This is a genomic window from Sphingomonas sp. CBMAI 2297 (assembly GCF_029870595.1).
Taxonomy (GTDB): Bacteria; Pseudomonadota; Alphaproteobacteria; order Sphingomonadales; family Sphingomonadaceae; genus Sphingomonas.
On the sequence record NZ_JAPDIR010000021.1, the window covers coordinates 55,545 to 67,035 of the forward strand.

The window sequence follows — 11,491 nt, forward strand, 5'->3', positions numbered from 1 at the left end:
GGAGTCGGAGAATTCGATGATGGTTCCGGAAGGCGGAGCGCCCAGCGGCGCCGGCACCGGGCTCGCGATCGCCTTCCAGCCCATCGCCGAGATCGCTGGCGGGCGCATCCACGCCTATGAGGCGCAAGCGCTGCGCGACGGCCTGCCCGCCGCCGGGGATTTCGACCAGCTCTCGGCCGAGCAGCGCCGCGACGTCGATCGCCGCTGCGCGGTCGCCGCGGTGCGCTGGGCCGCGACCGCGGGCTTCGCCAGCTCGGGCGGGCGGCTGGCCATTCCGCTGAGCGCGCCGGCGATCGGCGATCCGGCGGAGCATATCCAGCCGGCGCTGCTCACCGCGCGCCAATATGGCATCGTCGCGGAGCGGCTGGTGTTCACGCTCCATCACTATCAGGCGATCACCAGCTCCGAGCTTGCCGACGTCATGCACGTCTTCAACAAGCTGGGCCCGGTTGTCGCCTTTCACGGTGTCGGCCCCAATGAATCGGGGCTCGCCTATTGCGGCAAGTTCGCGCCCCATGCGGTGACGATCGAGCCCGAGCTGGTCAGCACCATCGCCTCCAGCTGGTCGCGCCGCATCGCCATCGAGGACCTTGTCCGCCGCATGCAGAGCCTGGGCCTGCGCATCGTCGCGGCGGGCGTGGACAGCGAGCCGGTCTATGAGCGAATCCGCAGCTTCGGCGTGCCGCTGGTCCAGGGCGCCCATGTCGGCGCGCCGGCGACGGGCAGCCTGCCGCGACCGGCGCTGCGCAACGCCGCCTGATTCGCGCGCGCCTTGCCGCCCGCGATTCCCGCGCCGGCGGCGAGAGAAGCAACCATTATGGTGGTAAATCATGCTCGGGTCGTTGCGATGGCGACTCTCGCATATCGGCGCGACTCGCGGATTCGCGCGGGGCAAGCAAAATCCGCCGCTTTCCGTCCATGGTAGAATCCCCATGGGGAAAATCCCCCTTCGGCGACGCACGGAATGGAGCGAACGGCGTTAACCATTTTTAACGAAGGGCAGAAAGGAAGCATCATGCAAACCGAACCTGCTCCAGCCGCTCTTCAGTCCGGTCTCGCCATTGCCTTCCAGCCGATGATCGCCGCCGCCTCGGGCCAGCCCTTCGCCTGGGCCGCGATCGCCACCGTCCATGGCCGCGACTTTGCCCAGGCCGCCGCGGCGCTCGTCCCCGCCGCAAGGCTGCGGCTCGAAATGGCGCGGATCGGTGCCGCGATCGCCGGCGCGGCTGATGCCGGGCTGCTCGACGGCGAGGCGTTGCTCGCGGTCCCCGTCGGCGCCGCCGACGGTGCGCCGGACGCGCTGCTCGCCCATCTCTTCCGCGCCGCGATCGAGCATCGCGTGCCGCTGGATCGCATCGTCGTCGAGATCGATGCCGATGAGCGCGGCGAGCTGGCCCGCGTCGCGGCGCTGGCCCAGGCATGCGTCGATCGCGGCATCGCCATCGCGTTCGACAGTTTCGCGGTCGGCCCGCTCGCCGTCCGCCTGCTCGGCCGTTTCACGCCGCGCTTCGTCAAGCTCGATGCCGGCCTGGTCCGCACCATCGCCGACAGCAGCTCGCGCCGGGTGATCGTCGAGGGCGTGGTGCGGCTCGCGCGCAACATGGACGTGATCCTGATCGCCAACGGCGTCGCGCGGCGCGAGGACCTGGTCCTGCTGTGCACCATGGGCATCCGCCACATGCAGGGCGACTGGATCGCGCCGGCGCGCGGCCGCCCGCTGCCGCGCGCGCACATCGCCCGCCGCGAGCCGCGCGCGGCCATGCCCCAGCATCGCCGCCTCGCCGCGCACCAGCGCATCGCCACGCCGCGCCCGACGGCGCCCGTCGCGCTCGCCCAGGCGCTCTAACGCTTGTCCTCCGCGTCCGGGACGCTAACAGGCGGCCCGTGTCCGATCCCGTTTCCATCCGCCGTCTCTATGGCCGCCGCCAGGGCCACAAGCTCCGCCAGGGCCAGTCCGCCCTTGTCGAGGAGCTGCTCCCGCAGGTGAGCCTGCCCGAATCGGGTCCGCTCGATTCGGCCATCCTCTTCGGCGACGACCGCCCGCTCGAGTTCGAGATCGGCTTCGGCGCGGGCGAGCATCTCGCCGGCCAGGCCGCGATGCGCCCCGATCACGGCTTTATCGGCTGCGAGCCTTTCCTCAACGGCGTGGTCGGCGCGCTCGGCCATGTCCGCGACGCTGCTCTGAGGAACGTCCGCCTGCACATGGGCGACGCGCTCGAAGTGCTCGAGCGGCTGCCCGATGCCAGCCTCGACCGGCTCTACCTGCTGCATCCCGATCCCTGGCCCAAGGCGCGCCACGCCAAGCGCCGGATGATGAACCATGGCCCGCTCGACATCATCGCGGCGAAGCTCAAGCCCGGCTGCGAGTTCCGCCTGGGCACCGACGATCCCACCTATTGCCGCTGGTCGATGATGATCATGGACCAGCGCCGCGACTTCGCCTGGCAGGCGAAGACCGCCCAGGATTTCCTCACCCGCCCGGCGGACTGGCCCGAGACGCGCTACGAGCGCAAGGCGCGGCGCCAGGGCCATGAGGTCTGGTACTTCCGCTACATTCGCCGATAGGCTGCCCGCCGCCGCATGGCGGGGCCCCGGCCCCTCTGCTATCCGTGCGGCGCCGGATCGGGAGGAGGGGAATGATGGACCGCAGGACCCTGCTGGCCGCCGCGGCGGCGATGCCCGTCGTTCCGGCCCTAGCGGCGGATGACGCGCGCTGGGCCGGCATCGCCGCGCAGTATGACGTCACGCGCAGGGTGGTGCAGCTCGAGCACGGCAATTGGGGGATGATGGCGCGGCCGGTGCTTGCCGCCTATCGCGCCCATGTCGATCGTGTGAACCGCGACACCAGCTTCTATGCCCGGCGCGAGATGCCCGGCGAGATCGAGGCGATCCGCGCCCGGGTGGCCGCCGTCATGGGCGTGGCCACCGCGGAGCTTGCCTTCACCCGCAACGCCACCGAAGCGATGCGCGCGCTGATCCTGGGCTATAATCGCCTGCGCCCGGGCGACGCGGTGCTCCATGCCGATCTCGATTATGACGCGATGCAGGCCTGTATGGAGAGCCTGAAGGGCCGGCGCGGCGTGGAGGTGCTCAAGATCGCCCTGCCGCTGCCCGCCACGCGCCAGGCGGTGCTCGATGCCTATGCAAGGGCCTTTGCCGCGCACCCCAATCTCCGCATGGTGCTGCTCACCCATGTCAGCCACCGTACCGGGCTGGTGCTGCCGGTCGCCGAGATCGCGGCGATGGCCCGGCTCCGCGGCATCGACGCGATCGTCGACGCGGCGCACGGCGTCGGCCAGATCGACTATAGGCTGCCCGACCTCGCGGCCGATTTCATCGGCATCAACCTGCACAAATGGATCGGCGCGCCGCTTGGCGTCGGCGCGATCGTGATCCGGGGCGGCCGGCTGGCGGACATCGATGTCGATCCCGCCGAAGCCGGCGCGAACCCCGCCGATATCCGGTCCCGCGTCCATACCGGCACGCTGGACTATGCGGCGCAGCTCGCGGTGCCTGCCGCGCTCGACTTCCATGAAGGCATCGGCGCCGCCGCCAAGCAGGCCCGGCTCCGGGCGCTGCGCGATCGCTGGGTCCGCCCCGCGCGCGAACTGGCGAATGTCGAGGTGCTCACGCCCGACGATCCCGGCAGCTACGGCGCGATCACCGCCTTCCGGCTGAAGGGGCAGGCCTCGCACCAAGCCAATGTCGCGCTGGCGAAGCGGTTGCTCGACGCGCACGGCATCTTCGCCGTCCACCGCGACGGGCTCGCCTCGGGCAGCTGCGTGCGGGTCACGCCGGCGCTGGCGACGACGATGGAAGAGGTGGATCGGTTCGTGGAAGCGCTGCGGACGGTGGCGGGCTAGCCGGGGTGACGGCTGTTACGCCGCCTCCAGCATCGCCCGGTCGCGGATGGTGATGCCGCGCGCGCCCATCAGGTTGATCGCGCCTTCGGCCTTGAGCCGGCTCAGCTGGCGGCTCACCGTCTCGATCGTCAGCCCCAGCACCTCCGCCATCTCGCCGCGGGTGAGGGGCAGGTCGAAGGTCACCGGCCCGGAGGCAGTGGCGCGGCAGCCCTGCGCGCGGTCGGCCAGGTCGAGCAGGAAGCCGGCCAGCTTCTCGCGCGCCGAGAGCCGGGCGAGAGTGAGCATCCGCCCCCGCGCCTCGTCGAGCGCCGCCAGCGTGCGCTGGAGCAGCAGCCGCTCCATGCGGACATGGTCTTCGAGCACGCGCTCGAACGGCTTGCGAGGGAAGACGCAGAGCTCGACATCGCCGAGCGCGGTGACGGTGAAGTCGGCCAGCTCGGTCCAGGGGCGGCCGACGAAATCGGCCGGATAGAGCAGCCCCACCACCTGCTCGCGGCCATCGGGCGTGACGGCGCTCAGCTTGAGCACGCCCGAGAGCAGATTGGCGCAGACCAGGCTTTCCTCGCCGGCCCAGACCAGGGTTTGCCCGCGCGTGAGCCGGCGTCGCTGGCCGAGCGTGTCGAGCGCGGCGAGCTCGGCATCGTCGAGGCTGGCGCAGAGCGCCCGGTCGCGCACCGCGCAGTCGGAGCAGATATGGGCGGCAATCATGCGCCGCATATCGGGGCCGGTTTGACGAAGGTCAAAGCGACGGATTGTCCCAGGGGGCAGGCGGGCGGCGCCCTATCTCACGAACCGGGACGTGCCTCATGTATCTCTGTCTGGTTGCCGGCGCCTTTGCCTTCTTCATCGCCGCGGTCGCCTTCCTCAGCATCGAGGACGCGGTTCGCTTCCGCGGGCGCTGAGCCGGTCTCGGCGCGGCCGGTGCGCTTCCAGGCGCCGCGCAGCAACCTGCCCGCCAGCGCGTCGAGCCCCGGCCGCACGAACAGCCAGTCGCGGATCGCCGGGCCCTTCGCGGCGCCGATCACCTGCTTGTAGCCGCTGTCGCCGGCGCCCCAGTCGACGGCGGCGATGCCGTCCTCGATCGCGCGGACGAGGTTGCGATAATAGAGCAGCCTGCCGGGCGAATGCTTGGCGAAGCGCGGATCATAGCTGTTCGCGATCGCATATTTCAGCGGACCGGCATTGAGGTCGAACGAGAAGGCGGCGGGGGCGCCGTCGACGCGGAGCAGCGCCGTCCACATCATCCGGGCGATCACGGGATCCTCGGCGGCGGCGCGCCAGAAGCCGCCATGGCCGCGCGCGGTGAACTTGGCGTCCGAGCCGTCGGTCCGGGCCGCGATCCAGCTCTTCTCCTCGATGTCGGCCAGCGCCGCGAACGCCGCGTCGTTCCAGCCGGCGCCGTGGACGAAGCTCCACTCGAGCGCGCCATGGCCACCCAGATGCTTCTCGTGGAAGCGGTTCTTCTTGAGCGTCGAGTTGCGCGGCCAGGTGCCTTCGGCGCGCTCGGCGGCGATGTCGAGCAGGAAGCTGTCCGCCACGAACCGGTCGAGCACCGCCCAGCCCCGGTTGCGGGCCGCCTCCTTCAGCAGCTCGAGCCCGGGATCGCCGTCATAGACCGGGCCAACGCGCAGGGCGCGCGCCGTGCGGGCGAGCCGGGGAAGCAGCGCCTCGATCGCCTCCACGCCGGCATCTTCGCGGACGGGGAAGCTGCGGAAAGGCCAGTAGCAGCCGGGGATCGCGGCCAGCTTCGCCCAGGCGGGGCCGGCCGAGACGATCGGCAGCGCGGCCACCGGCTCGCCCTCGCGCGCCACGGTGAGCGTGCGGGCCTGGCCGCCATAGGTGCGGAGCGCGGCGGCGAACCAGCCATAGCGCAGGAACCGGTGCGACGGGCGGGCGCCCGCCGCCACGGCGTCGATCGCGCCGGCCAGCCCGTCGACGCAATCGACGGTGAGCGCCGGCGGCAGGCGCGTGAATTCCTCGAGCAGCATCGGCTTCGACATGGCCATGCTTCTAGCCCGGCACCCGTTACCAAGCCGTGATGACGCGGGCGGTCACGCTCCGCGGGCCCAGGCGCGGGCGGCGTCGAGCTCCTCGGGGGTGAAGATCTTCTGCTCGCCCGGCGCCATCCATCCGGTGGCGCGGCTGGCCGCGATGATCCAGCCGATATCGGTCACCACCGCGACGCGGCCGATCTTGGTGAGGTGGCCCACGCCCCAGCTGATGTCCTTCCACCATGCCGCCAGCTCCATGCCGGCGAAGCTGCGGATCACCGCGACCGCCGACAGCTTGCCGTGGCGGGCGATCACCGCCTCCATTTCGCTGGCCCCGGCGTCATATTCGGCGCGGGTGACTTCGCCGTCCACGGTGAACTCGATCACCCCGGCTTCCATGTCGGTTTCGAACTGCATCATGGGCTTCACTCCGTTCGGTTCCCCGGTCATAACGCATGACGCATGGAAGGCCCCTATCTCTCCACGGTTTCGGAAACGATTCAGGCGGCGATCGCGCCGGTGTTCCTCCTGGCGGGCATCGGGGCGTTCCTGAACGTGATGGTCGGCCGGCTCGCGCGCATCGTCGATCGCGCGCGCAACATCGAGCAGCTCCACCCGCGCTCCACCGGGCCCGAGCATGATCGCCATGTGTGGGAGCTGCGCATCATCGATCGCCGCATCTCGGTGATCAACAACGCGATCTTCCTGTGCACGGCCAGCGCCCTCGCCATCTGCTTCGTCGTCGCGATGATGTTCGTCGCGCGGCTCAGCAACCTGCATGTCGGCATCTGGGTGGCGAGCGCCTTCATCGTCTCGATGCTGCTGCTGATGGCCGGCCTGATCTATTTCCTGTTCGAGGTGCGCATGTCGCTCGAGGCGATCCATGTGCGCGAGGAACTGCTCGAGCTGGACGGCAAGAAGAAATAGTCGGCGCGGCGGCTATTGCCGCGGCCCCAGGTCGGCCGGGATCGTCGGCAGATATTGCGGTGCCACCCGGGCGTGCGTCGCCTGCTCATAGGCATAGCCGGCCTTGAGCAGCAGCCCGTCGGCATAGGCGGTGCCGATGAAGGAGAGGCCGGCCGGCAGCCCGTTCACCAGGCCCATCGGCACGGTGAGGTGCGGATAGCCGGAGACTGCCGGCAGCTCGCTCGCCGAGGGCCCCTGGAACTGGTCGCCATGGGCGGGATCGCTCAGCCAGGGCGTGCCATAGGTCGGCGTGACCAGGATCTGCGCGTCCGCGGCCTTGAGCATCGCGTCGATCCCCTCGGGCCCGGCCATGCGCGCCGATTTCTCGCGCGCGGCCAGATATTCGGGATCGTCCAGGCCCTTGGACTTGTCGGCCTTGATGAAGGTCTCCTGGCCGAAGAACGGCATCTCGGCTTCCTTGTGCGCTTCGTTGAAGGCGATCAGGTCGGCGAGCGTCTTAGGGCCCACGCTGGCCGGAGTGGTGGCGAGATAGGCGGCCATGTCGGCCTTCAGCTCGGTGTGGAGGACCAGCCCCTCGGCATCGCCCAGGCCCTTCAGCTCGGGCATCTTCACTTCGACCAGCACCGCGCCGGCCGCGCCGAGCTCGGCGAGCGCCTTGTCGAAACGGGCGGCGAGGTCGGCCGCCATCTCGGGCTTCCAATAGCCGATCCGCATGCCCTTGAGCGCGTCCGGGCTCAGCCCGGCGGCATAGTCCTTGCGGTGCCTGTCCGCGTCCTTGGTCGCGGGGTCGGCGTCGTCGCTGCCCACCATCGCGCCGAACAGGATCGCCGCGTCCTTCACCGAGCGCGCCATCGGCCCCGGCGTATCCTGGCTGTGGCTGATCGGCACCACGCCGGTGCGGCTGATCAGCCCCAGCGTCGGCTTGAGCCCGACCAGCCCGTTCATCGCCGCCGGGCATACCACCGAGCCATCGGTCTCGGTGCCCACCGCCACCGCCGCCAGGCTCGCCGCGATCGCCGCGCCCGATCCGCTCGACGAGCCGCAGGCGGAGCGATCGAGCGCATAGGGGTTCTTCACCAGCCCGCCCATCGCGCTCCAGCCGCTCATCGAATTGTTCGAGCGGATGTTCGCCCATTCGGAGAGGTTGGTCTTGCCGAGGATGATCGCGCCCCGCGCCCGCAGCCGCGCGACCAGCGGCGCGTCCCGCCCGGTATCGTTGTTGGCCAGCGCCAGGCTGCCCGCGGTGGTGGGCATGTTCTGCGTCTCGATATTGTCCTTGATCAGCACCGGGATGCCGTCGAGCGGGCCGAGCGGCTTGCCCGCCTTGCGCCGGTCGTCGCTGTCGCGGGCGTCGGCGCGCAGGTCCTTGGCCGGCGCGACGGCGATCACCGAGCGCAGCGTCGGGCCGGCGCGGTCGAGCTTGCCGATCCGCGCGACATAGGCGTCGACGATGTAGCTGCTGGTCATGCTCCCGTCGGCGAGCGCCGCGCGCAGCGCGTCGATCGACTGTTCCTCGACGGTGGGCAGCGGGCGCGGCGCTTCCTGGACGACGATGTCGGACGGGGCGGGAGCCGGCGCCGTGCCGGCCGGCGCCTCCTGCGCCCAGGCGGGCGACGCCCAGGCCAGAGCCACTGCCAGCGCCGTCATTCCCGTTCGCATATGCCGTCCCCGAATCTCGTTGCGGGGACAGCCTAGCCTGACACCCCATCATCGTCATCCCCGCGCGGGCGGGGATCCTAGAGTCCAGGGCGATACGGGGGAGAAACCCTGGATCCCCGCCTGCGCGGGGATGGCGGCTAAGGCGGGAACGGCGGACAAGGTGAGGAAGGCCGGCAAGGAAGCTCAGTCCCCAACCGCCACGCTCGCCTCCACCGACATGCCCGGCCGCAGCCGCGCCGCCACGGGCTGGTCCGGGTCGATCCTGATCCGCACCGCGATCCGCTGGGGGATCTTGACGAAATTGCCCGTCGCATTGTCGCTGCGGATCACCGCGAACTCCGATCCCGCCGCCGGCGCCAGCTGCTCGACCGTGCCGGTCAGCTTCGCGCCGCCCAGCGCGTCCACCCGGAAGCTCGCCTTGGCGCCCGGGCGGATCTTCGCGGTCTGCGCCTCCTTGAAGTTGGCGGTCACCCACAAGGTCTGCGGCACCAGTGCCATCAGCTGGGTGCCGGCCGTGACATATTGGCCGCGCCGCCCGCCGATCTCGCCCAATTGCCCGGCCACCGGCGCGCGGATCACCGTGTTGGCGAGGTCGATCTCGGCGAGGTGGAGCGCCGCCTTGGCGGCATCCACCGCGGCGACCAGCCCGCCCTTGTTCACCGTCACGCTGCGGATGTCCTCGCTCGCCACCGTCCGTGCCGCCTGGGCCTGCGCCACCGCCGACTGGGCGGTGCGCAGCGCGGCGAGCGCCGCATCGCGGTCGCGCCGGGTAATGAAGCCCTGCCTGGCCAGCGCGTCGATCCGGTTGAAATCGGCCTGCGCCTTGGCGAGCTGCGCCTGGGCGGAGGCGACCGCGGCCTGTTGCGAGCCATAGGCCGCGGTCTTGGACGCCGCCTGTTGCGGATTGTTGGCGAGCGCGGCTTCGGCGCTGGCGACGTTCGCCTTCGCCTGGTCGACGCGCTGGCGATAGATGCGGTCGTCGATCGTCGCGAGCACGTCGCCCGCCTTCACGGTCGCGAAATCCTGCACCGGCACCTCGGTGAGATATCCGCTCACCTGCGGGCTGATGATCGTCACCTGCCCGCGCACATAGGCATTCTCGGTGGACTGGACGTTGCCGGCAAAGGGCCAGACCTGCCACGCCATCAGCACCGCGACGACGCCGGCCAGCACCAGCAGCGCCGCGACCAGGATGGCGGTCCAGGAGAGCCGGGGCGGGATCCAGCGGCGCGCGGCGACCTCGGGCGTGGGCGGCGGATCCGCACCCTCGCTCGGGGCGGACGCGGGGGCCGGCGGGGGCACCGGCCTCGCGTCCGCTTCGATCGCCGGGGTGGTCGGCTCAGCCATTCTTCGCTCCTGCTTGCTGCTCGGCGGCGGCGCGCGCGAGATTCTCGCGCCGGATCCGCATGATGGGGATGAAGACCCACAAGATCGTCCCCGCCGCGATCGCCGCGATCAGCAGGAAAGTGTCGTTATAGGCCAGGATGTTCGCCTCGCGCGTCACGGTCTGCGAGAGGATCGCCGCGCCCTCGGCCTGGCGCAGGCCGGGGTCGATCAGCACCCGGCCATAGGCGCCGGCATTCTGCTGGAGCCGCTGCGCCACCAGCGGATCGCCGCTGGCCAGCTGCGCGACGATGGCGTTGCTGTGCGCCCGCTCGCGGATCACCTGGAAGGTGCCGAGCATCGCCGATCCGAACAGGCCGCCCAGATTCTGGGTGATGCCGAACAGCGCCGAGAAGCTGACGAAATGGGTGGGGCCCTCGCGCAGCGCGCGGGTCAGCCCGATCAGCATCGCCGGCCCGATGAACAGGGCGCTGGCGAAGCCCAGCAGCGCCTGGCTGAAATACATGTCGTGCGGGCGGATCAGGTTGGTCGAATCCGAATCGAGCCAGGCGCCCAGGCCGATCAGCGCCAGCGCGATCAGGATCGGCTTGCCGAGGAACAGGGGGTCGAGCGTGAGCGCGCCGACCACCACCCCGGCCAGCGTCGCGAGCAGCACCACCAGATAGAGCATCCGCATCTGATCGTTGCCCATGCCCAGCACGGTGAGCAGTCCCGACGCGCCGATCGTCTGCTCCGAAAGCACCACGCGCACCAGGATCGAGACGAGCGCGAAGCGCACGATGTCGCGGCTCGCCAGCCAGCGCGTGTTGAGCAGCGGGCGTTCGCGGTGGTGCTCGATCAGCCAGGCGATCGGCAGCAGCACGATCGCCCCGATCAGCGCCGGCGCGATCCACGGCGCCTCGAACCACCACAGCGCCCGGCCCATGCCCAGCACCGCGCAGAGCAGCGCCATGCCGCCGGCGAAGATCGGGAAAGTGAGGAAGTCGAGCGGCTCGAACACCTTCATCCGCTCGACCGGGGGCAGCACGAGCAGGCGCACCGCGGCCAGGCAGAACAGGGCGAGGCCCAGCTCGAACAGATACATGGTCTGCCAGCGATCCGGCTCGAAGGCTTCGCTGGGGAAGAGCCGGGCGAGGGGGACGGCGATCTGCGGCAGGCTGATCGCGATCACGATGCCCTTCAGCCGGTGCTCGGGCGTCCAGGCCTGGACCATGTAGAGCAGCCCCACCGTGCTGCACGCCGCCGCGGCGATCCCGCTCAGCGCGCGCACCGCCACCGCCGTCGCGAAGCTGTGCGCGATCAGGTGTCCGGCGGTGGTCAGGGCGAAGGCGCCGAGGAAGATCTGGGTGAACAGCCGGATGCCGAATTGCTGGCGGAACTTGATCAGGACCATGTTCGCGCAGACGTTCGTCATCACATAGACGGTCGGCAGCCACTGGATCTCGGCGGAATAGAGTCCCAGCGATCCCTGCAGGGTCGTCAGGTTCGCGGTGACGATCGCATTGCCCAGCGACCCTGAAAGGATCACCAGCACCGCCACCGATATATAGGCGGCGCGCCGCAGCGGCGGGTGCCAGGGGGTGGGCGGCGAGCCGGGGATGGGCGAGCGCTCGTGCGGGGCCGGCTGCCATGCCGGCTGCTCCCCCGTCGCTGCCCCGTTCGTTGCCATCCCGACATAATCCCGTTCGCGGCGGAACGATCCGCCAA

At 70.4% G+C, this 11,491-nt stretch carries 11 protein-coding genes; 5 read left to right on the forward strand and 6 right to left on the reverse strand.

What is annotated here, in order from left to right; translation table 11 throughout:
• Positions 1-16: 16 nt before the first annotated feature.
• The 4 genes from OMP43_RS21000 to OMP43_RS21015 all read left to right on the forward strand — a co-directional run bounded on the left by OMP43_RS21000 (position 17) and on the right by OMP43_RS21015 (position 3,863).
• Positions 17-760 (forward strand): EAL domain-containing protein, encoded by a 744-nt coding sequence (locus OMP43_RS21000; RefSeq protein ID WP_280281503.1) that lies wholly within the window; start codon positions 17-19, stop codon positions 758-760.
• A 255-nt stretch (positions 761-1,015) separates the two neighbouring features.
• Positions 1,016-1,846 carry an EAL domain-containing protein gene (locus tag OMP43_RS21005; RefSeq protein ID WP_280281504.1) on the forward strand — a complete coding sequence of 277 codons (831 nt, stop codon included), beginning with the start codon at positions 1,016-1,018 and terminating at the stop codon, positions 1,844-1,846.
• 38 nt (positions 1,847-1,884) lie between these two features.
• A complete protein-coding gene (locus tag OMP43_RS21010; protein WP_280281505.1) occupies positions 1,885-2,565 on the forward strand; it encodes a tRNA (guanine(46)-N(7))-methyltransferase TrmB in 681 nt (226 codons plus the stop codon).
• 74 nt (positions 2,566-2,639) lie between these two features.
• Positions 2,640-3,863 carry an aminotransferase class V-fold PLP-dependent enzyme gene (locus OMP43_RS21015; RefSeq protein ID WP_348538622.1) on the forward strand — a complete coding sequence of 408 codons (1,224 nt, stop codon included), beginning with the start codon at positions 2,640-2,642 and terminating at the stop codon, positions 3,861-3,863.
• 15 nt (positions 3,864-3,878) lie between these two features.
• Here OMP43_RS21015 and OMP43_RS21020 read toward each other — a convergent pair whose 3' ends face one another.
• The 3 genes from OMP43_RS21020 to OMP43_RS21030 form a co-directional block, all read right to left on the reverse strand.
• Positions 3,879-4,580, reverse strand: a complete 702-nt coding sequence (locus OMP43_RS21020; RefSeq protein ID WP_348538623.1) for a Crp/Fnr family transcriptional regulator — start codon at positions 4,578-4,580, stop codon at positions 3,879-3,881.
• A 68-nt stretch (positions 4,581-4,648) separates the two neighbouring features.
• The gene (locus OMP43_RS21025; RefSeq protein ID WP_280281507.1) at positions 4,649-5,863 is read right to left on the reverse strand and encodes a GNAT family N-acetyltransferase; all 1,215 of its coding nucleotides are present in this window, start codon (positions 5,861-5,863) and stop codon (positions 4,649-4,651) included.
• A 51-nt stretch (positions 5,864-5,914) separates the two neighbouring features.
• Positions 5,915-6,274, reverse strand: coding sequence for an STAS/SEC14 domain-containing protein (locus tag OMP43_RS21030; RefSeq protein WP_280281508.1), 360 nt, complete (start codon positions 6,272-6,274; stop codon positions 5,915-5,917).
• Between the two features lie 42 nt (positions 6,275-6,316).
• On the opposite strand from OMP43_RS21030, the gene OMP43_RS21035 reads away from it, so the two are divergent.
• Complete coding sequence (locus OMP43_RS21035; protein WP_086130582.1) at positions 6,317-6,781, forward strand: DUF2721 domain-containing protein; 465 nt, start codon at positions 6,317-6,319, stop codon at positions 6,779-6,781.
• Between the two features lie 12 nt (positions 6,782-6,793).
• Here the strand turns inward: OMP43_RS21035 and OMP43_RS21040 are convergent, their stop codons facing one another.
• The 3 genes from OMP43_RS21040 to OMP43_RS21050 all read right to left on the reverse strand — a co-directional run bounded on the left by OMP43_RS21040 (position 6,794) and on the right by OMP43_RS21050 (position 11,453).
• Entirely contained in the window at positions 6,794-8,428 is a 1,635-nt protein-coding gene (locus OMP43_RS21040) for an amidase (protein ID WP_280281509.1), read from the reverse strand.
• 195 nt (positions 8,429-8,623) lie between these two features.
• Complete coding sequence (locus OMP43_RS21045) at positions 8,624-9,787, reverse strand: HlyD family secretion protein (RefSeq protein WP_280281510.1); 1,164 nt, start codon at positions 9,785-9,787, stop codon at positions 8,624-8,626.
• Positions 9,780-11,453 (reverse strand): MFS transporter, encoded by a 1,674-nt coding sequence (locus OMP43_RS21050; RefSeq protein ID WP_280281511.1) that lies wholly within the window; start codon positions 11,451-11,453, stop codon positions 9,780-9,782. Before OMP43_RS21050 ends, OMP43_RS21045 begins: the two co-directional genes overlap by 8 nt.
• Positions 11,454-11,491: the final 38 nt, after the last annotated feature.